Annotated in this window: 19 protein-coding genes and 3 pseudogenes; 15 read left to right on the forward strand and 7 right to left on the reverse strand. The window is 37.4% G+C overall.

Going from position 1 to position 21,871, the window contains the following annotated elements:
- Positions 1-8: 8 nt before the first annotated feature.
- The 8 genes from ACESQI_RS10260 to ACESQI_RS10295 all read left to right on the forward strand — a co-directional run bounded on the left by ACESQI_RS10260 (position 9) and on the right by ACESQI_RS10295 (position 7,248).
- Positions 9-1,217, forward strand: a complete 1,209-nt coding sequence (locus tag ACESQI_RS10260) for a glycosyltransferase (protein ID WP_195661118.1) — start codon at positions 9-11, stop codon at positions 1,215-1,217.
- Positions 1,218-1,317: 100 nt separating this feature from the next.
- Positions 1,318-2,538 carry a hypothetical protein gene (locus ACESQI_RS10265; protein ID WP_195661117.1) on the forward strand — a complete coding sequence of 407 codons (1,221 nt, stop codon included), beginning with the start codon at positions 1,318-1,320 and terminating at the stop codon, positions 2,536-2,538.
- A gap of 105 nt (positions 2,539-2,643) precedes the next feature.
- Positions 2,644-3,747: a glycosyltransferase family 4 protein gene (locus ACESQI_RS10270; protein WP_195661116.1), complete on the forward strand. Its 1,104-nt coding sequence runs from the start codon at positions 2,644-2,646 to the stop codon at positions 3,745-3,747.
- A 26-nt stretch (positions 3,748-3,773) separates the two neighbouring features.
- On the forward strand, positions 3,774-4,538 hold the full coding sequence (locus tag ACESQI_RS10275) for a glycosyltransferase family 2 protein (protein WP_195661115.1): 765 nt from the start codon (positions 3,774-3,776) through the stop codon (positions 4,536-4,538).
- Complete coding sequence (locus tag ACESQI_RS10280; RefSeq protein WP_195661114.1) at positions 4,535-5,557, forward strand: NAD-dependent epimerase/dehydratase family protein; 1,023 nt, start codon at positions 4,535-4,537, stop codon at positions 5,555-5,557. The genes ACESQI_RS10275 and ACESQI_RS10280 overlap by 4 nt, the downstream gene beginning before the upstream one ends.
- Positions 5,558-5,615: 58 nt before the next feature.
- Entirely contained in the window at positions 5,616-6,566 is a 951-nt protein-coding gene (locus ACESQI_RS10285; protein ID WP_195661113.1) for a glycosyltransferase family 4 protein, read from the forward strand.
- Between the two features lie 74 nt (positions 6,567-6,640).
- Positions 6,641-6,946, forward strand: coding sequence for a hypothetical protein (locus ACESQI_RS10290; protein WP_025867577.1), 306 nt, complete (start codon positions 6,641-6,643; stop codon positions 6,944-6,946).
- Positions 6,901-7,248: a nucleotidyl transferase AbiEii/AbiGii toxin family protein gene (locus ACESQI_RS10295; protein ID WP_373126003.1), complete on the forward strand. Its 348-nt coding sequence runs from the start codon at positions 6,901-6,903 to the stop codon at positions 7,246-7,248. Before ACESQI_RS10290 ends, ACESQI_RS10295 begins: the two co-directional genes overlap by 46 nt.
- Positions 7,249-7,346: 98 nt before the next feature.
- On the opposite strand, the gene ACESQI_RS10300 is transcribed toward ACESQI_RS10295, so the two are convergent.
- The 5 genes from ACESQI_RS10300 to ACESQI_RS10320 all read right to left on the reverse strand — a co-directional run bounded on the left by ACESQI_RS10300 (position 7,347) and on the right by ACESQI_RS10320 (position 12,499).
- Positions 7,347-7,688, reverse strand: coding sequence for an N-acetyltransferase (locus ACESQI_RS10300; protein WP_341459119.1), 342 nt, complete (start codon positions 7,686-7,688; stop codon positions 7,347-7,349).
- A gap of 27 nt (positions 7,689-7,715) precedes the next feature.
- Positions 7,716-9,215: an L-lactate permease gene (locus ACESQI_RS10305; RefSeq protein WP_122200627.1), complete on the reverse strand. Its 1,500-nt coding sequence runs from the start codon at positions 9,213-9,215 to the stop codon at positions 7,716-7,718.
- Positions 9,216-9,423: 208 nt separating this feature from the next.
- Entirely contained in the window at positions 9,424-10,881 is a 1,458-nt protein-coding gene (locus ACESQI_RS10310) for a DUF3868 domain-containing protein (protein ID WP_195449950.1), read from the reverse strand.
- Positions 10,882-10,904: 23 nt separating this feature from the next.
- A complete protein-coding gene (locus ACESQI_RS10315) occupies positions 10,905-11,492 on the reverse strand; it encodes a DUF3575 domain-containing protein (RefSeq protein ID WP_007486745.1) in 588 nt (195 codons plus the stop codon).
- Positions 11,493-11,578: 86 nt separating this feature from the next.
- The gene (locus ACESQI_RS10320; RefSeq protein WP_373126004.1) at positions 11,579-12,499 is read right to left on the reverse strand and encodes a DMT family transporter; all 921 of its coding nucleotides are present in this window, start codon (positions 12,497-12,499) and stop codon (positions 11,579-11,581) included.
- A gap of 291 nt (positions 12,500-12,790) precedes the next feature.
- Here ACESQI_RS10320 and ACESQI_RS10325 point away from each other — a divergent pair.
- The 4 genes and pseudogenes from ACESQI_RS10325 to ACESQI_RS10340 form a co-directional block, all read left to right on the forward strand.
- A pseudogene (locus tag ACESQI_RS10325) lies at positions 12,791-12,889 on the forward strand (cupin domain-containing protein); the annotation flags it as partial.
- 134 nt (positions 12,890-13,023) lie between these two features.
- A pseudogene (locus ACESQI_RS10330) lies at positions 13,024-13,329 on the forward strand (AraC family ligand binding domain-containing protein); the annotation flags it as partial.
- Positions 13,330-13,642: 313 nt separating this feature from the next.
- Positions 13,643-15,886 (forward strand): outer membrane beta-barrel protein, encoded by a 2,244-nt coding sequence (locus tag ACESQI_RS10335; RefSeq protein ID WP_373126035.1) that lies wholly within the window; start codon positions 13,643-13,645, stop codon positions 15,884-15,886.
- 109 nt (positions 15,887-15,995) lie between these two features.
- Entirely contained in the window at positions 15,996-16,844 is an 849-nt protein-coding gene (locus ACESQI_RS10340; RefSeq protein WP_373126005.1) for an alpha/beta hydrolase, read from the forward strand.
- On the opposite strand, the gene ACESQI_RS10345 is transcribed toward ACESQI_RS10340, so the two are convergent.
- A complete protein-coding gene (locus tag ACESQI_RS10345) occupies positions 16,841-17,350 on the reverse strand; it encodes a 4-fold beta flower protein (protein WP_373126007.1) in 510 nt (169 codons plus the stop codon). The two genes, ACESQI_RS10340 and ACESQI_RS10345, sit on opposite strands and share 4 nt — an antisense overlap.
- 152 nt (positions 17,351-17,502) lie before the next feature.
- Positions 17,503-19,872 (reverse strand): sensor histidine kinase, encoded by a 2,370-nt coding sequence (locus ACESQI_RS10350; RefSeq protein WP_373126008.1) that lies wholly within the window; start codon positions 19,870-19,872, stop codon positions 17,503-17,505.
- Between the two features lie 340 nt (positions 19,873-20,212).
- Between ACESQI_RS10350 and ACESQI_RS10355 the strand changes: the two genes are divergently transcribed.
- The 3 genes and pseudogenes from ACESQI_RS10355 to ACESQI_RS10365 all read left to right on the forward strand — a co-directional run.
- On the forward strand, positions 20,213-20,962 hold the full coding sequence (locus ACESQI_RS10355) for an N-acetyltransferase (RefSeq protein WP_025867585.1): 750 nt from the start codon (positions 20,213-20,215) through the stop codon (positions 20,960-20,962).
- A 103-nt stretch (positions 20,963-21,065) separates the two neighbouring features.
- Positions 21,066-21,575, forward strand: a complete 510-nt coding sequence (locus tag ACESQI_RS10360) for a GNAT family N-acetyltransferase (RefSeq protein WP_195661105.1) — start codon at positions 21,066-21,068, stop codon at positions 21,573-21,575.
- Positions 21,576-21,702: 127 nt separating this feature from the next.
- Positions 21,703-21,870, forward strand: a pseudogene (locus tag ACESQI_RS10365) (GNAT family acetyltransferase); the annotation flags it as partial.
- Position 21,871 lies beyond the last annotated feature (1 nt).

Here is a 21,871-nt window from a genome sequence, read left to right on the forward strand (position 1 = left end):
AATACATTATGAAGGTAATTATATTTGCAAATTTAACATATAAACCGATAATTGGTGGAGTTGAAAACTCACTTCACTATATGTCTCAATCTGCATTGGAGATGGGATATGAATCGGTTATTTATGTTAGTGATCTATCTAAAAATAAAAATGAACGGCTACCATTATTTGAAAGAAATAATCGAATAAACATATACCGTTTCAGAAAAATTCATACAGTTAATCTTCTTTTCTTTCTTGACTCCGTGCTTGCTGTTTATTCTGCTTGGATTGGATACCGGCAGTTGAAAAAAAAATATGGAAAAAATGTTCGAATTGTAGCACGCCACCATATTATGGTATGTGCTGCAATATTGGCAGGTATGGAGAATGTTGCTTATTTAGTTCCAAGTATGGTTAAGGGGCTTAATGATAGGAGGAGAGAAGGGCTTTCTTTTAAGGAGAGATTTAAAGAGTGGCTTTTGATAAATATGAATATCCGTTTGGACGTTTGGTTACAAAATATAGCTTTTAATAGATGCGCGGACTGTTTTGCTTTTAGCTTAAATATGAAGTATCAAATAGGTAAATTAGTAAGACGAAGAACAATATCTGTGGTAAAACCCGGTGTTGACACAAATGTTTTTAAATTTGATCCGGAAAACAGATGGAAAAGTAAGATAGAACGAGGTTTTGAAAATACGTTTATTTTTCTATGTTTGGGACGAATTATTGAAGCAAAAGGTTTTTCTGATGTAATTTTGGCCTATGATAATTTGCCGGATGAAGTAAAAAGAAAATCTAAAGTTTTAATAGTTGGAGACGGACCTGATAAGCCAAGATTGGTAAAAATAGTTAAAGAAAAGAAACTGATTGATAGAATACTATTTTTTGATGCAACTTCTTATCCTTATGAATTTTACAATTTATCCGATTGCTTTATGATGACTTCGCGTTATGAAGCTTTCGGGCAAACACTTTTAGAAGCCATGTCGTGTGGGTTACCTGTTGTAGGTTATAAATCTGATGGAAATAATATCTTGACAGCCACCAATGAGTTGGTTATAGAGGGAGAAAATGGATTATTATGTGCTTTTGATGTTTTAGAACTCTCAAATAGTATGGCAACAATATGTAATAAATCTAATGATGAGTTGGAAAAGTTTGCATTGAGCAATATCGACAGAATGAAATATGAGTTTAATTGGGAGAGACTGATTGATGATACATATGCTTAGCAGACTTATTTAGAAAATGATTTTTTTTGCAATTGCGGTGCTATACCTTTTTTTTATTTTATCTTGTTTCTGTATATCTTATATTATTTTTGATACGATAGTGGAGAGGAAAAAGGCACTGAAAATATTTTTATTGTCTTCTTTATTATATTTTATTTTTGCCTTATTTGCGTATTGGGCGTATGCAATAAATAATAATTCATTCTTTCAATATCCTGATCAGGAGAATTTCTATGAAATGAGTCAATATTTAGGAAGGCTCCCCAATTTGAAATCTATTTTTGATGGTTGCTTTACTGATCAGGTATATCTTATCTTAACAGAAAATCAAGGAGCTTATTTTTATTTAGGCGTCACCTCCTATTTTGCGAATCATTGTTTAGGAGGTAATAATGTTCTTTTTCAAATATTGAATGTTTCATTTTTGGCAGCATTAATACCTGTCTTTGTTTTCCGTATATTAATTACTTTTGTTTCTGTGAAAAGGGCTTTTAAAAGTACAATTGTTTTTGTTTTTTGTTCATACATATTTTATTATTCACCTTGGATATTGAGAGATATACATATCGCACTATTATATACAATTGGTTTATCTTTGTTATATTCTTCTTTTAAATTTTATCGGCTATTGGTGTTGTGTGTATTGGCCTTTATTACATTTTATTTTCGAGTAGAACATGGGCTATTCATGCTTTTTATGCCATTACTTTATGTATATGAGCAAACTAAAGGAAGCAAAATTGTTCGTTATAGTTTAATTACCATAGGTGTTGTTATAATGCTATGCTTGAGTGTTTTAATTATTCCTGATATAATGGCTTTTCAGGGAACTTTAGAACGCTATCAACATACCACTCAGGCGGTAGCAGAGGAAGGTGGGTTGGGGAAACATATTTATCGATTACCTACGGGGATAAAAGAACTTGTAATCATATTATATTCTCAAATGTTTCCTTTTCCTTCATGGAACTTAGTGGCTGATGCTAAAGATTTTCCTCAGTTAATTATTGGTTTAACACAGATGATAGCTCCTGCGTTTTGGTTTGTTGTATGGTTTTGTGTTATTCAAATTATTCGTTTTAAGGATTATCGGAAATCACTTCCTAATATTCTTATTCTTTCAGTGTTAATCTTTTTGTTTTTTTTATTAGCGAATTCAAGTAATATAAATCCCCGTCGACTTATTTGTATGTATCCCGTTCTCTATATTTTTTATGTTATGGCAAAAGAAAGATACCCTTTTTATATAGTAAAGAACCAAAAAAGAGGTTTAGGTATTTACTTCATGTTATGTATTGCCTATTTATTTATGAAATTGTGAAATGATGAGGCAGATTTGTGTATTTATTGTTGGGGGTGGTAGTGTTGTATCCGGAACTTTCTCGGATCATGTAGTAATAGGAAGAAATCTTGCAAAAGTGATAAGATGAGAAATAGAAGGAATGTCATATTCTTATCTCCATTGTTTCCTACAGGAGGAATTACAAGTTGGACTAAAAATATGTTGGAGTATATTCGGCAGGCGAATATTCAAAATGTGATTCATGTAGACGGTTCTATTAAGTATAAAAGTCCGAATAAAGCCCGTCATCCGGTTTATAGGTTGATAAGTGGAATAGTGGATACTTTACGTATCTTTTATTTGCTGACTACAGGATGTTTAAAGCATCATCCCGCTGTGATTCATATAGCTACCCCGGGGTCACTTTCTCTATGCAAAGATGTGTTTTATCTTATTATAGCCAAGTGTTTTAGGGCGAAATGTATTTTTCATTATCGTTTTGGCCGGATACCGGAATTAAGTGAGCGCAAAAACTGGGAATGGAACTTGTTATGCTTTAATATGAAACATGCATACCGGATTATTGTTATAGATGCTCCTTCCTATAAGGCTTTATGTGATACCGGGTTTGAAAGTAAAACAAGGCTCATAGGTAATCCTTGTTCGCCTAAAGTAGCTTTGTTGGCAAATCAAGATGTGGAAGAGAAGCAAAAAAATCATTATGTTTTTGTAGGGCAGATAATAAGGACTAAAGGAGTATATGAATTATTAGATGCTTTTTCTCAATTGAGAAATGAGTCTCATTTGACTATGATAGGTCCTTATGATGAAAAAATAAAGAATGATTTGTTGACTATTTCCCAACGGAGAGAGGGTGACTGGTTTTGTCTCTTGGGTAATCAACCATCGGAGGTAGTGCTTGAATATATGAGCAAGGCCGATGCTCTCATACTACCATCTTATACAGAGGGATTCCCCAATGTAGTACTTGAGGCGATGGCGATGGGATGTCCGGTGTTGGCTACTCCGGTAGGAGCCATTCGGGATATGATAGATGCGGATAGTGAACAGGCTGCCGGGATATGTTTTGAAGCAAAATCAGCGGATGCAATAATAGAAGTGCTTGATAAGTTTTCCGGTGTTGATAATCATCTTGATTATGCTATTAACGGAAAGAGAAAAGTACTAGCATGCTATACCATGAAATCGATATTCTCACAATATCAAAAGGTGTGGTATGAGAGATAAAATCTAATAGAATCAGACTGTTTTTGATGAAAATTTCTTTAGTTACCGTAACTTTTAATAGTTACCGAACTCTTCGTGATACCATTCAATCTGTTTTATCTCAGACTTATCCGGATATTGAATATATTATTGTAGATGGCTGTTCTCAAGATAAAACCATTGATATAATAAAAGAGTATGAACCTTTGTTTCATGGTCGACTAAAATGGATCAGTGAGAAAGATAAAGGTCTTTATGATGCCATGAATAAAGGTATCCGGATGGCTACCGGAGATATTATCGGCATTATTAACTCGGATGATTTTTATCATAGAAAGGATACTGTAATGAAGGTTTCTGAAGCCTTCAAGAATGATGATATACAAGCTGTTTATGGAGACGTGCGTTTTGTAAATCCTCAGAATTTAGATAAAACAGTACGTTATTACTCTTCTAAGAGGTTTACTCCTGAGATGTTTCGATTTGGTTTTATGCCTGCTCATCCCACTTTTTTTACTTATCGAAAATATTTTGAAGAGTTTGGTTACTATAAGACCGATTATAAAATAGCTGCTGATTATGAACTCCTTATTCGTTTCTTGTATGTACATCAATTAAAAAGTAAATATTTGCCATTCGATTTTATGAAAATGCGTACAGGGGGTACCAGTACCGCATCTATAAGAAGCAATATTTTATTGAATAAAGAGATAGTCAGAGCTTGTAAAGAAAATGGTATTTGGACTTGCATGCCGCTTTTATTCTTAAAGTATTTAGTGAAAGTATTTGAATTGTTATTGGTAAAAGAATGAATATACTTATTACCGGTGCTCATGGTTTTGTGGGTTCCAATCTTATTATGGCTTTAAAAGTTCATCATACTCTTTACGGCCTTGATATCATTGCTCCCGAGAAAGAGGGAGTGATGAAAACTTTTCTTTGGAAAGAGATAGAAGCATCTTGTTCCTTATTTCAAAAACTACCTCAATTTGATGCTATCATTCATCTTGCAGGTAAAGCTCATGATACAAAAAATCAATCAATAGCACAGTCTTATTTTGATATCAACACAGGTTTGACTCAAAAGATTTTTGATTTCTTTCTTCAATCTTCTGCCAAGAAATTCATTTTCTTCAGTTCTGTAAAAGCTGCTGCCGATAGCGTTGTGGGGGATATACTCACCGAGGATGTTATTCCAGCTCCTGTTGGTCCTTATGGAGAAAGCAAGATCAAGGCGGAAGAATACATTATTAATAAATTGACAGTTGACAATGGACAGTTGACAGTTGCTATGCAGCATGATAGCGCAGCTAATTGTCAATTGTCCACTGTCCACTGTCAATTGAACAAGCAGGTTTATATCCTCCGTCCTTGTATGATACATGGGCCGGGGAATAAAGGGAACCTGAATTTGCTTTATAATGTGGTGAAGAAAGGTATTCCGTGGCCTTTGGGAGCTTTTGAGAATCGTCGTTCGTTTACTTCGATAGATAATCTTTGCTACGTGGTAGAAGGACTATTGACGAAAGACGTTCCGGGTGGTATCTATCATATGGGGGATGATAAAGCGATGTCTACTAATGAGTTGATAGCTACTATGTGTGAGGTGATGGGAAAGAAACCGCACATTTGGAAAATAAATAGGGGAATAATGGAAGGATGTGCCGGGATTGGTACTTTACTTCATTTGCCTTTGAACACAGAACGTCTACGGAAACTGACGGAGAATTATGTAGTTAGTAATGACAAGATAAAAAGGGCATTAGGTATTGATAAAATGCCTGTTACAGCAAAAGAAGGACTGATAAAAACAATAAAGTCCTTTGAATGATTTACAATTAGATAATTTACGACTTACGATTGAAGATACTTTTTAAATATATAAAGCTGTGTATTATTTAATAGTCTTAGTTCTGCTCTTCTTAGCAGAACTTTTTTATTTTTATATCGCCGATAAATACAACATCATCGATAAACCCAATGAGCGTAGTTCACATGCCCGGATCACTTTGCGGGGTGGAGGAATCATTTTCTATTTTGGCGTATTGGCTTATTTCCTTACGAATCATTTTGAATATTCCTGGTTCATGCTTGCCTTGACATTGGTCACCTTAATCAGTTTTATTGATGATATCCGTTCTACTTCTCAGGCGTTGCGATTGGTGTTTCATTTTTCGGCTATGGGATTGATGTTTTATCAATGGGGATTATTCTCTCTTCCCTGGTGGACAATCCTTGTAGCGTTAATCATTTGCACAGGTATTATCAATGCTTATAACTTTATGGATGGCATCAATGGGATCACGGGAGGATATTCTTTGATCATACTTGGAACTTTAGCATTTATTAATCATTCGGTTGTTTCGTTTGTTGAGCCGGATCTTATTTATACAATGCTGTGTGCTGTGCTGGTTTTCAATTTCTTTAATTTCCGAAAGAGGGCGAAATGTTTTGCCGGAGATGTGGGGGCGGTTAGTATTGCATTTACCATTCTTTTTTTGATTGGGAGGTTGATTATTCAAACTGGGGATTTTAGCTGGATTGTACTTCTGGTAGTGTATGGGATAGATAGTGTGTTAACTATTGTTCATCGATTGATGTTGCATGAAAACATTGGTTTACCTCACCGGAAACATATGTATCAGATTATGGCTAATGAACTGAGAATGCCTCATGTGGTGGTGGCATTGATTTATATGATGATGCAGGCAATTGTTGTAATAGGGTATTTGATATTACGGGAATATGGATACTGGTATTTATTGGGTAGTGTCTTTTTATTAAGCATGCTATATCTATTATTTATGAAGAGGTTCTTCTGCTTACATAAATTCAATTAATCCTTATTATCTGAGAAAGAAAGATTTGTAAATTGAATAAAATGCATTACCTTTGTTTTCAAAGAAAAATTTCTATGTCAGCAAATGAATGTATAAATGCGTTTTCCAGTCATCTTTTTTGGGATATACGGAAAGAAGATATTGACCTAGAACAGTATCCTAAATACATAATAAAAAGGGTGCTGGAATATGGGATGTGGAATGATTGGATAATAATTCGTTCATATTATGGTTTGCCGAAAATTGTAGAGGAGGCAAAAAAAATGAGGGAATTGGAACCTCGTGCTTTGGCTTATGTTGCTGCAATATCAAATACTCCTAAAGAAAAGTTCAGATGTTACACTTATCAACAGTCGATTCCACAACACTGGAACTTCTGAAAAAGTTGCAGAGTATACCTATACTTCATAATACTCGTTTGGTAGGAGGTACTGCGTTGGCTTTACAAATAGGGCATCGAAAGTCTGTCGACTTAGATTTCTTTGGTACAGTGGATGCAAGTAAGGATGAGTTGACGATGGCTCTAGATTTCTATTCTCAGAAATATCCTGATGGTTCCACTTTTATGGCAATGAAAAGTTTGGCATATTTTGATGATGCCGAAGAAGATATAATGCCGTATATGTTGACTGATATTTCATGGGAGAAGATCAAATCCCAGATACTATCTGAAATTTTCTAAGGTATTTTACTAATACGATACAAGAAATAATAAGTCGATACATCTCTTTTCACAAGAGACATATCGGCTTTCTTTTTCATCCTATCCGGAAATTATAATTATACGAGCTTTGCTATCCCTGTAACATGATCCAATGCACCAGCTTCCAGTTCATATCCCATCACGTATGGTTCGGGAATATCGGGATTGGTGAGTCCGAATTCACTAATTGATTTAAAACCGAACCGGTGATAATAATTAGGATCTCCACAGAGGAATACAGCTTTATATCCCATTTCACGCCCGCGCTTCAGGCCCTTTTTGATTAGTGCGGAACCTACTCCCTGGTCCCGGTATTCAAGCAGGACGGAAAGGGGAGCGATTAATAAAGATTCAAATTTACTTCCGTCTTCCTGTATGACGTACATACGTGTCAGCAAGATATGCCCGATGAGTTTAATAAGTCTTTTCTTCCGTAACTTAACTTTTTAGCTGAAAATAAATACAATGATTCCTGTTATCACTATATAGGCAAGTGCATAAGGGATGGCTGCTTTCAGAATTTCGCCCTCTTTTCCCTGTTGATTACTTGCTGAAGTAGCTATGGCGATACTTTGGGGAGAAATGATTTTTCCTCCGGTAGCACCTACCGTATTAGCGGCTGATAGCCAGTCGGGGTTTACATTGATATGCCCGGCAACACTGGCTTGCAGTTTTCCGAAAAGAATGTTGGATGAAGTATCACTACCGGTGATGAATGTACCTAAACATCCGATAACCGGTGCGAAAAGCGGATAAAGACTACCTGTGGCAGTAGCTAAGGCAGTAGCAATAACCGAGATCATCCCGGCAGTATCCATGATGGTTGACAGGCCGACAAGGCAGATAACCGTGATGAATGTTTTTTTCAACTGCTTCACAGTATTCCAAAGTACGATGAATAGGTCTTTGACTTTTGCACCTTGTATTAGTCCGCCAATAAAAGTACCGACAAAGAGAAGTACACCTGCATGGGTAAGCCATGAGATGGTATAGTTCACTGTAGAGTCATTGATAGGAAGGCTGATACGTGTTATCCAGTTGTTCTCAAGTGTATTGCGCAGTCCCGGGAATAGGGGACTGGTCAGGATTATCAGTAAGAGAATGAGCAGATAAATACTCCATGCATTCAGGATATCTTTTCCGCGAAGAGAACTTTTGCGTGTTTTCTCTTCTTTAGAAGCTGTGAGTTTACCATAAATCACGATTACGATAATAGAAAGAATACTACCGATAATGGCCGGGGATTCTGCTCCCATATAACGTGCGGCTACATATTGGCTGACAAGGGATACACCACCGACCAATAGTGCGAGGAACACATTCTTGGGTAGTGATTTCAATTTGGGGTCTGTGAGAAAAAGTAGTACCAATGGGATGAGGAACATAAGTACGGAAAGCTGTAGCACGACATTGGTGCTTAAGGTTAATACATCCAGATTGGTTTCTTTAGCCAATACAAGTACCGGTGTGCCGATAGCTCCAAAAGCCGTGGCCACGCTGTTGGCTATTAAGCTTACTACTGCCGAGAAAACGGGTTTGAAACCAAGGCTGATAAGTATAGCGGCAGGGATAGCAACTGCGGTACCGAAGCCCGCCATTGCTTCAAGTAACCCTCCGAATCCCCATGTCAATAGTAATACCTGAATGCTTTTATCAGTAGAGATAGAGGAAAATTGTTGCTTGATGATTTCCATTTTTTGGGTCTTTAGCAATACGTTATAGCTGAAAATAGCCATTACGATAATAATCAGGATGGGAGAAACTGCTTTCAATGCACCATAGAGGAATGAATAAGCAAGATCGTCCACTGCAAAATGGAAACCAAAGATGGCTATCAGCATCGTTACAATGAGAGATATGACACTACTTTTATCGCCTGGCATTTTTAAAAAAGCCATTAATACAATAAGGAGTAAAACCGGAATAATAGCAAGAATCAGTGTCATAATCGTCAGATTTAATAATGTATAATATTCTTATAACAAAACTGGAGATCGTTTTGACTGCCCGAAAAGCAAATTTTTTTATGATTTTATCCGTGATATGCCGGATTTAAACAAAAAACGATAAGTTACATTATGGAGTTGAATAAAAAGTCCGGATATGATTTATTTAGTTAACCATATCCGGACTTTTTTTTATCAGATGGGATGTCTATTTGTTAGGCATCTTCTTCATATCCAGTATTTTTTGCAATTGCTTCAAGTTGGCTTTTGCTGCTTCATTACCCATGTGGGCAGCTTGCGTGAAAGCTGCAATGGACTGATTTATATCCCCGTTAAGGAAATCGTATACACCACTATTATTGATGTATTCGGCAGTCTGTTTGTTTGCCTTTTCCATAAACTTTATGGCAGTTCTCACATCTTTCTTGCTTAATGCTACGGCAGCGGCATTCAAGTTGGCTACTTCATCATTCGGGTACATGCGTACGGCAATATCGAACACGTTTACAAAGTCGTCACTTCCTTTCGGATAGCTGTTGGCTACCTGGTACATCTCGTTCAGACTCAGGTATTTCGGATTTGTTTTGATAACGATGCGTCCTTGTTCAACATCGAAGTTTACCACAGTATAATCTATCTTGCAATCTACTTTACGTAATCCCGGATAGATATCTTTCAACATGGCACGATAAGGAACACCACCTGCTACACGCATAATTTCTTTTTTGCGCAAAGCATCATCACTGGTATTTTTAATGATATTGATAAACGTCTCTTTATCTTTCATGGAAGAAGCTTCCAGGGCTTTCACCAATCCATCCCAGTTTTCACCGCCAAAGGATACCTTATAGAGGTTGGCCGGAACTTTTTCATTCTCACTCAGGTATTTCTTCAGTGCTTCGGCACGTTTCTGAGAAAGCTGTTCGTTGAATTTCAAAGGACCTTCGGGAGAAGCAAAACCTTCAATACTGATACCGGTTATGGTGAGGTTCTTATCATTCTGCACTTTATCGAACATAGAGTGAATATTCATCAACTCTTTATGATTGTTCATGAAATCGGTCAGGATAACAGATTTGCTTACCGGGAAATCCAGATGAGCCTCGTATTGTTCGCTACGGGTTTTTACTACTTCTACAGCTGGTTGAATATAAGCGACTATCGGAGACATGGCTGCCAAACGTTTCGCCTCGGTAGATACATCGTTGGTAATGAGTTCCTGTGCAATCATCTCTTCATTATTGCCACAGCCGCAGAGGTTTTCAACCAGATTCAGTGCTGCATTTTGCATCCATGGCTGATAAGGGATTACCTGCGTATAGTTTAGCACTTCTCTTTTATCATAAGGGATAACGATACCTGCAGGCTTTTCTTTTTCTATTGCCAAACCACGTATATATGCTTTCTGGCGACGACGGCCGTTGATTATAATATCCTGTAAGGGCACATTGTGCTGGCCGTCTGTCAGCAGCGGAGTCAACGTAAGTGAACGTTGAGGACTAACTACAAGATTCTTCATATCGATCGTCATGCTGATATAAAGAGAGTTGCCCTGTTGCCACAGTGATACGTCAGATAAACTGATGGCATCATTGTAAAGTTTCTGGGCACTGGCGGGAAGTGCTATGACAAGTGCCAGCAGGAGATATATAATATTTCTTTTCATTGTTACAGTTGGTTTATAGGTTATTATTTAATAATGTAGATGAAGCTAAGGCCTACTTTGGTAGGACCGAAATAGTCTTTAGTATTATGACCTAATTTCTGACCGTTGTCCCCCGGTTCATATTTGTCATATTTGATGTGAGCGTAGCCAAGCCCGATGGTGGCTTCCATACTCCAGCGTTTGTTTAATATCCACTGATAGCCGTAAGATATACCAGCACCGTAAAGTTTACCATCATACCGGTCATGCCCCAGTCCGAACATGTCAAGGTTACTGATGTCCACATCGGCATAGTGTCCGTGCAGGCCGAAGAAACTGCCATTAAAACGTTCGCAGAGCCAGTAACGTAGTTCAGGCTGTACTAACCAATGCTTGAACTGTTTGTTGTCCGAAAACTTCCAGGGGTTGTAATTGCCCGATACATCAAGAGTTAATTTCTTTGCCAGTCCTATTTCAAATCCTAAGTTGGGAGTACTTGTGGCCCAGTAGAGGGCATTTGTTTTAATGGCAAATTTGGGTAGATAGGTTTGAGTTCTTTGCTTTTGGGCATATGTACCCGTAGCAAAGGCGAGCAGAAATCCTACTGCTAAAATTAATTTAATTGTTTTCATTTCCGTTTTGGTCTAGGTTTTATTATTTACTGCCTATACCAACACCTGCCGGAATGGATTTGTTTTCGATTGATAAAGATATTTTTTTACGGTAAATGATTTGCGGTGGATGATGAATGATCGTTTATCGCTGATCGCTTTTCTCTAAAAACTACGATAGTAACTGCTGTTACTATCAGAACAATTCCTATAACACTCTTTAGAGTGAACAATTCCTGAAAAACGAGCGTCCCTATGATGACAGCTGTTAGAGGTTCCATGGCTCCGAAGATAGACGTAAGGGTAGGACCGATGTGCTTGATTGCTTTGATCAGAGCCATGTTAGAGATGGCGGTGGCAGGTAAGGCAAGTCCTAATATATACAGCCATGTATTCCAGTCTGTCACGATCCGGATACCGCTGGTGAAACTGCCGCATATAATAAAAAGGAGAGCGCCTATTCCCATTACATAGCAAGTGAGCACAGTAGAGTTGATCTGTACTGCACGGCTTTTTCGTACTCCTATGATATAACCTCCATAAGAAAATACAGAGATGCAGGCGGCTATGATTCCTACGGTAGTGTTACCTCCACTGTGACTGATGTCTCCCGATGAAAGAAATACAGCTCCGGCGATAGATACCAGGATAGCTGTAATAGTCCATAGTGACTTCTTTTCATGGAAAAAGAGCATCATAGCTAAAGCTACGCCCAACGGGTACATGAAATGAATGATAGAGGCCACTCCACTGGCTATATTCTGATAAGCAATCACCAGACTCAGTGATGTGGCTGCCCGGAATAAACTCAATAAAAACACAGTACCGAAATCCTTTTTATTTAACCGGAAACTGCATCCGGATATTAAACTGAAAAGTATTAATGTAGCAGAAGCGACTCCCCAACGGTAGCTCAGTACTTCAAATGAGGAAAATCCTGTTGTGAGAAGCATGATGGAGAAGAAGGGTGCCAGTCCAAAAGTAGAGGAGGACACTGCTGCATATAAAATACCTTTTGTTTTGCTCATTGCATCGAATAAAATAATTGGTCTAAAAAAAGTTTTGCAAAAGTACATATTTTTTGTTGTAGGTATTGTTTGTATGGTTTAAAACTGAATCTATTTACGATTAGACGATTTACTATTTACGATTGAAGTTACTCTTTTAGCCTGTGCCAGCGATGTTAGAGCCAGAGTAATGTTCTTCTGTCTAAAAACTCTGTGGAACTCTGTGCCCTCTGTGGTGAAATATCAGATATGAAAGAAGAAGCGAAAAAGATCAGCGTATTTCTTACAGGTGATAAATAGTCTGAAATGTTTAGTTGGTTTTCTCATCTTGCTATTGAAATCAATCCACAGACAAATAAAAATACCTGGCTGGAACCGGTCGATAACAATCAATATGCAGAAGCTACGAAGGAGATAGAAGCATAAATGAATCATCAATAGAGAGAGCCTTAATAGATGAGTATAAAGAAAGTATATGGAGTGATAAAAGTTTCGTGAGATTCAATATCTTTGCTGGATATTTATTCAGAAGTTAAATATAGAATATGAAGAACCCGATTCCTCAATATACTTTTTACAAGACTAAGTATGGAAGTGAATTATTAATTGACGTCGTAGAATTAAAATACATAAAAAGGTTTTTATCCGAAAACCCTATTCATACATTGACATATTATGATATCACTTTCATCACTGAGGGGGAGGGGAGTTTCTCTATCGATAATCAGAATTATGAAGCGACTCCTTGCGACGTGTTTTTTTCTCAGCCGGGGGAAATACGGAGTTGGGATACGAATCATATAACAAACGGTTATGCGCTGATTTTTGAAGATCGGTTTTTATCTGCTTTGTCAGCTAATGATATGGAAGAAATTGCAAAACTGGATAAAAAAGAAAGTTTATTCTTTTCATATTATGACCCCAAAATAGTAGGGTATTTGGTAGGATTGGGCAAATGATAGATAAAAATAAGGGCATAGTCTGATTTTAGGGTTATGCCCATCTATCCGATTCATTAGTTTTTTTATATGTTCATAATCTTTCATAATTAGTTTCTAAGAACAGGACTATATTCAATACCTTTGCAGACAAATATAGTGTAGCACTTTTTGCTTCCTAAAAGAACAAACGATGACACGAAAACTATTTGTCTTATTTTCATTTATGTTTATTGCTGCTGTAGCACTAAAAGCCCAGACAATAACAGGAAAGATTGTAGATAGTAATCAACAACCAATAGATGGAGCGACTATTGTGTTACAAACGATGGATTCCGTTTATATAGGTGCTTCGATATCGAATACGGATGGAGTGTTTCTGCTGAATCATCATCCGGAGCAATATCGTCTGATCATCCAACATCTGTTATATAAAACCAGATTGCTGTCAGACGTGAAGAATGACATCGGGATTGTCACATTAGAACCCGAAGATTATGCTTTGGATGAAGTAGTCATAAAGGCGGAGCGCCCTTTTGTGAAAGTGGAGGAGGGGCGTTTGGGGTATAATCTTGCACAATTGGCTGATGGTAAGGTGGTGAATAATGCTTATGAGGCTTTAACAAAGTTACCGGGCGTACAAGAAGATAAAGAGGGATTGACTTTGGCAGGAGCCGGAAGTGTTACTGTTATTTTGAATGGCAAACCTACAACGATGAACACTACTCAGCTGGAAACTTTATTGAGAAATACTCCTGTTGATCGTGTGGAAAAGGCAGAAGTAATGTATAGCGCCCCCCCCCAATATCATGTAAGAGGGGCTGTCATTAATGTAGTGTTGAAACGTTCGAATGATTATTCTTTTCAGGGAGAAGTAAATGCTGATTATACGAACCATTATTTCAATAGTGGAAGTATGAACGGTAATTTTCGGTTGTCTACTCCCAAAATGGCTTTTGATGTAATGTATGGTGCAAGTGATGTAAAACAGATGGAATATATGAATATTTATTCCAGGCATACATTGAAAAACAAAATATACGAGATTAATCAGAATAACCGGATAAGTACCAAATATTGGAATCATAATTTGAGGACAGCGTTTGAATATAATTTTAATGATAAAAACAATCTGAATGTGTCTTATACAGGGAATTTTAGCCCCGATCAACACAATAACAGCCGGACTGTCGGAAACTACCAGACCAGTAATACTGATAAGTACATAGATACCCGTATGCATAACATATCACTGCAATATCATTCAGGATTCGGATTGGAAATAGGAGGAGATTATACCCGTTATACTTCAGATAATGAACAAAACCTGAACGTAAATTATGAAGATAATAGTCAGAGCCATTTTAATTTGTTGGCCGGGCAGAAAATAGACCGTTATTCTATTTATGCAGACCAAAGCCATCAACTAACCAGAGGCTGGAACTTTGGTTATGGAGCTTCCTACAGATTTGCCAATGACCATGACTATCAGATTTATAATGAAGTCGGCGGTGGTATTCAGACACAAAATACGGATTCAAAGTTAAAAGAGCAGACTACTAATTTTTATGTGTCGGTGAGCAAGGAGTATGAAACAGGGACTTCGTTTTCAGCTTCAGCTACGGGAGAATATTATACCATTGGCAATTATCATAAATGGGCTGTTTATCCGCAAGCAACATTCACTTATATGAAGACACCTAAGCATATTCTCCAGTTTTCGCTGTCAACGGATAAGACTTATCCGAGCTATTGGGATATGCAATCATCCGTCAGTTATATAGACGGATATACCGAATTGTGGGGAACTCCGGGGATAAGGCCTATGACAACATACAATCTGAATGGTAATTATATCCTGAAGCAAAAGTATATTTTCGGTATGTTCTTTATGCACACGGCGGATTACTTCGTACAAGCAGCCTATCAGTCAACGGACAGGCTTGCTTTGATTTATAAAAATACGAACTGGAACTATATGCGCTTGTGGGGTGCAAATGTCATATTACCTTTTAAAGGCGGGGGTTGGCTGGATTCCCGGCTGACTTTGACAGGAATGCAAATGCATCAACGCTGTGACAATTTTTTTGATATACCTTTCAATCGGAAGAAATGGCTGTTCAGCGGATCACTTGATAATGCATTTAAAGTTTATAAGGGTTTGTCTTTAGAACTGAATGGGAATGTGCAGACACCTGCCATACAGGGGACGTTTGATGTAAATAGTGTTTTTAATCTGACGGCTGGTTTGAAATGGAGCTTTGCCAAAGACAAGGCGACTGTATCTGCCCGTTGCAGTGATATTTTTGAAACCGGGATGCCTAACATTAAAATCCGTTTTAAAGGACAACATTTAGATATGGATAATGCTTTTTATTCACGGGCATTTACAGTACATTTCTCTTATCGCTTTGGTGGATATACAAAGAAAGAAAGTAAATCAGTAGATACGTCACGATTTGGCATGTAAGTCTTTTGGGGATGATTTCAGGGGAGTTACTCTTTGGGAAATAAATACCCAAAAGTGGGGATTGATAAACTCAATATTTTCCATGAACTTTGCACCAAAAATCCGATAAATGAAATATGTTTATATAATAATATTGCTTGTTGCGATAGGAGGGCTAATTCCTTTTTCAGTGCAAGTACAGGATGCTATCCATATAGGAACCCGGCATACCCTGTTTTCGCAGATATTAAATGAGGAGAGGGCTTATTGGGTGTATGAACCCGAAAGACAGGCCGGGGACTCGATTAGAAACCTTCCTGTTCTTTATTTACTGGATGGGGATGTCTTTTTTCATTCAGTAGTAGGATTTACCCGTTTTTTCTCTTCTTCCAAAGTTTCTTCTTTACCTCCATGTATTGTAGTCGCTGTATTAAATACGGATCGTACCAGAGATTTTACTCCCACTTATTCGGCAGCACGACGGGATGGAACGATTCATTCCGGAGATAAACCGCAGGGAGGAGGGGCTGAGCAATTTTATCGTTTTCTGACGGAAGAATTGCGCCCTGAAGTGGAGAAAAGAGTGTTGGGTGGTAGCAGCAATATTCTAGTAGGACACTCGTATGCAGGTTTGTTCACTTTAGAGATGCTTCTCCGGCATCCCGGATCCTTTGATACGTTTATGGCAATAGATCCCAGCTTATGGTGGGATCAGGGAGTTTTCCTGAGACAGTGGGAGGAAAAAGTGTCTGGGAAGGATTTCTCAGGTAAACAGCTATATGTTGCTTTTGCCACTCAGCGACGTCCCGGAGTGAAATTAAATCAGTTTTCGCTGGCAGATAGTTTGAAAATAAAGATTGTCCCCGATATGGAAAAACGGCATCTACGGGTTGTTTATAAAAAGTTTCCGGAAGAGATGCATGGTACTGTTGCTCTTCCGGGAATATTTGACGGTCTGAAGTCTCTGTTCCGACACTAATATTGATTCTCTTTTATTGGAGAATCTGTAGAGGTATTGTCTTCCTGAAGAAGTAGCTGGGATAGTGGACGGGTACTCCATTTATCTTTAAAAGATGGGGTTATCGGTTTTAATGAATGAATATGGGGAACAGATTTTATGTGCTTAACTCCTTTAACTGATTCCAGGTGAGTGTTACTCATTATGATTTCTCCTCTTACAATCCCTTTTTGGGCTGCAACAGCATAACCATCTGTGTCATATAGTACACCATTTATATACCATCCCAAAAAGTGACCATTGAAATGATAAATGTCTTCTTTTCCATCAAAATAAGCTACTGGAGTGCCATCCCACATATAAATTGTAGAATCTTTGTCTACATAGTTTATGTAGGCAATAGGCTGGGTGCTTTTATCGAATAAGGTCACTTCTGACTCTTGGAGGATAACAGGTTCATTTTCATCATCACCACATCCGGTCAATAATCCGATTGTGGCACATAAAACTAAGAGTAATTTTTTCATTTGATGCATTATTTATTAATATATGGATATTTACAGGAAGTTATGGATTACCTTACTTATTCAAGGGAATGTTGACCTTCTCATATAAAAAGACCGGGATATATAAAAATATCCCTATTGGGAAGCCCTTAATTTATCTAAATAAATGCTTCTTAAGAGAGAGGGATTAAAGGTAAAATTGTTGCGAAACAACTACCTATGCCTACTTCCGACTGTACCTCTATGCGCCCTGCCAATCTTTCGATAATAACTTTACAGATAGATAGTCCCAGACCGCTACCTTGTTCAAATTCATCAGCTTTATAGAAACGATCAAAAATCATCATAAGTTCTTTTTCATCTATTCCCTTGCCAGTATCTTTTACGTACACGCAAACTTCATTATGTTCTTTATCTATTTTACATCCTAATGTGATGGAGCCACATTGGGTAAACTTATTTGCATTGCTTAGGAAGTTGGAAATAACTTGTGTGAAACGAATACGATCTATGTTGGCGGGCAAGAAGAGTGAGTTGTCCAATTCAAGACTGAATTTTAAGGAAGGTTGAATCAATGGTTGATGGTGCTTATATATTTCTCTGACAATCTCTGTTATATCATCATTCTTCATTTCAAAATCGATGTTACCGGAGTCTAAATGTGATATTTCCAGCATATCGTTGATTAGCTTTAGAAGCAGTTCATTATTCAGATTGATAATTTCGAGCATGCTTTCTTTTTCTTCCCGGTCTATTTCATCAGCATCTTCACCTGCCAATATGTTGGTAAAGCCCACAATAGCATTGAGTGGAGTACGAATCTCGTGACTTATATTGTTGAGAAAGGACTGTTTCAATTCTGCTTTTTCAGCCATTTGTTTGGCTAAAATCAGTTGTTGTTCATGTTCTACCAGTTTTTGGATATTCTGCATAATACCTGCCAGTATCATTTCACCCTGTGCATTTTTCAGGCTACGGCATCGTAGTTCATACCATTGGTAGTCGTCTTCATTTTTTCTGAAGCAAAAACGTGCCCGCTGTATTTCCATACCTGGAGATTGATAAAGTGTTTCATAAAATGAACTCAGTAGTTGTACGTCATCCGGGTATGCATATTGTAAAAAGTCGTCTTTGGTGAATGAGCGTTGTTTCAAGCCCATTAAGCGCGTATAATTAGTATCAAACTCAATGGTATCTTCTTGCATGTTCCACAGTGATATCTGACCTCCATCTGTAGAAAGCGTTAAACGTTTATGAGCTTCTTCAAGTATTTGCAGATTCTTGCGTTCTATCCGAGAACGTTTTCGCATTCGCAGCAAGCTGAGCGATACGATAATGAATGCAAGAATAAATAGCATTGCAAGGAGATAGAGTTCAACACGATAGTGGTCATAAAGCGGATAATTGACAAGGCGTACATTTGGGGGAATGTTCTGGGTAGCCTGTTTGCCATACGCCGAAATATTACTCCAGTCGAGTACATATTCTTTGGGCAAATCACTTATTTTAGGTGTGTCTGTCTTTTCATCATTCATTAATTGCACGGATAGATCAGCGGCAACTTTAGCGGAAATTTCTTTTGTAGCCATATAGCCACCCACAATCTTGGTTCCTTCGTCGAACCCCTCGCAAATACAACTGAAAGAAGGTATATTAACGGCATTTACTATTGGGAGCGACATTGAATCAAATTTATCGAGTAAAAATGCTTTTTTCTTCTGTTCACTTTTTGACTTTTCCATCATTACAAGTAAAGAAGCTCCTTTTATATAGCGGAAAGGACAAAGGCTTACGGTTAACTTATCTTTTTTGACTTTGATACGGTCGTTTGCTACGGCAGCCATAAGATTGTAGTACTTCATCATTTCGTTCATTTCCTTGTATTCATATTCCATGGAATATGCTGACTTATGACCTAAGATTTGTACGTTCCTTCTATCCACAACCTTGGTCAATAAATCATAAGATTTACGTCCGAGTGTGGTCAGGTCAATATTGTATACAATTTCTATTTCTGCTTTAGGTTGTAATGATTGTATGAAATCTATATTGCTTTTAAAGTCCGGACTGTCTCTGAGAATATAAATATCTTTAGTACTGTATTCTTTTATAAGTTTTTCATCGGGGAAATGTACATTACAGGCTACTACCGGAATAGAAGACAGGAGACGGTGCCGGGTTGATAATAAAGAAAAGGTAGCCTGATCTCCTACTGCGAGAATGAGGTCCATTGGTTTGCTTTTAATACCGTCGAGGTATTTATTTATGTTATTAAGACAAACTTCAGGATTGAATTGATTACAGTCGAGATAAAATTGATTGAATATGGGTTCTATGCCTTTTTTTCTTAGTTCCCGGGTGATAAGTTTCTCAAAATTTCCGTAGCCAACACTGTTCCTTGAAAAAGAATATACGAGAGATATCTGTTTTTTCACCCGGTGATTTATGACATACCACTGTTTGAAATTATATCCGCATAAGAAAGTTCCTAATAAGAGAATAAAACCAAGAATATATTTAAATTTTGGGACAATGATTTTCATATATTGATTCATATCGTGCAAAAGTAGTATATTTCAGTAAAGCAAGGATGGCTTTATACAAAATATTTTATATTTTTTCTTCAACATCAGATATTCATTTGTAATATATTGATTGCATGAAATAAAACCTGGCTAACTGGAATAGCTGAATTCAGGCCTTTCGGTCGATAAGGAACATAAAGAGAGGAGGTATTCATTATTGAGAAACAGTTTGCATAAATAGAGGCGATCTGCATAAATTCACTATATTTGTATTTTACAATCTGCCAACATCGGTAAAAAAGCGATATGATTGTGACCGGTTATATTGATAATATCCAATTTGAAGTAAGAGATACATATGAATACTGATTTTGTAAACTTAACAACGGAGAACCTTGTCAATGAGCATTTGTGCTGCATTATCCGTAGTAAGAAAGCCCACCCAGGTATTGATGCCAAACGAAAATGGCTTTCTGACAGGCTAAACGAGGGGCATGTCTTTAGAAAGTTAAATGCAAAAGCTACGGTTTTTATTGAATATGCACCTCTTGAGACAGCTTGGGTTCCCATAATAGGTGACAACTATTATTATATGTATTGCTTATGGGTTTTGGGTAGTCCGAAAGGAAACGGATATGGGAAATCGTTGATGGAGTATTGTTTGGCTGATGCCAGAGAAAAGGGGAAGTCCGGTATTTGTATGCTTGGGGCAAAAAAACAGAAGAACTGGCTTTCCGATCAATCATTTGCAAAGAAATTTGGTTTTGAGGTGGTTGATACTACCGATAACGGATATGAATTGCTTGCTCTTTCTTTTGACGGAACTGTACCGACATTTGCACAAAATGCTAAAAAGCTGAAAATAGAGAATGAAGAGCTGACGATTTATTATGATATGCAATGCCCCTACGTTTATCAATACATTGAGACGATAGCGCAGTATTGTGTGATGAATGACTTTCCTGTATCTTTAATTCAAGTAGATACGTTGCAAAAAGCCAAGGAATTACCTTGTGTCTTCAATAATTTTGCTGTGTTTTATAAAGGAGTTTTTGAGACAGTGAATTTGCTGAATATCGACTATCTAAAGAGGATACTCAAAAAATGACAGTGAAATTTTGCTGTTGTGCGGCAAGTTATCTACTGTTGTGTGATAATAAATTTACGTCTGGTAGTGAGATGTTTATAGTTGCGGTAAAATAAGTGATGATATGAATAATAATAATAAATTTTCGCTCCGTCCACTGACGGATAATGATGCTGACAGTTTGGCTCGGCAATTGAATAATAAAAAAGTTTGGGACAACTTACGTGATGCTCTTCCTTATCCATATACTTCACAGGATGCAGCGTGGTTTATCAACTTTCAGCAAAATGACCCACTGTTGACTTGTTATGGTATTGTTGTGGATGGTGAGGTTGTTGGTAATATCGGATTTACACGTAGTGAGGATATTGAACGGTTTACGGCAGAGGTTGGATATTATATCGGTGAAGATTATTGGGGGCAAGGTATTATGTCTGCTGCCCTGAGCGAAGCTGTGGAAGATTATTTTAAAACAACGGAGGTTGTTCGGCTTTTCGCTACTCCATTTGACTACAATAAAGCAAGTGCAAAAGTGCTTGAAAAAGCTGGATTTACATTAAAGTGTATCTTTACCAAAGGGGCATATAAAAATGGTCAATTTGTCGATATGCTCTATTATGAAAGAATTAAATAAAGTGATAATGAAAAATACAACCCATCTTCTTTCTGAAGATGCCGTGTGGGAATCTGTCTTTGTATCTGTTGTTGCTTACCGATGAGCAGGAGACCGTGATAGACCGCTACTTGGAACGTATCGTCAAATGATAGTTGGCACGGGCGATATGCCGAGTGCCGTTAATTTTTATACGAATTGTGGTTTTGAATACTCCCATCTGGTGGAAAACTTTTTTACTGACAATTACGATCACCAAATGGTTGAAGATGGGGTATTACTAAAAGATATGATTTACTTTAAACAAAAAATATAAG

Source organism: Bacteroides sp. HPS0048 (genome assembly GCF_964240755.1).
Lineage (GTDB): Bacteria > Bacteroidota > Bacteroidia > Bacteroidales > Bacteroidaceae > Bacteroides > Bacteroides nordii.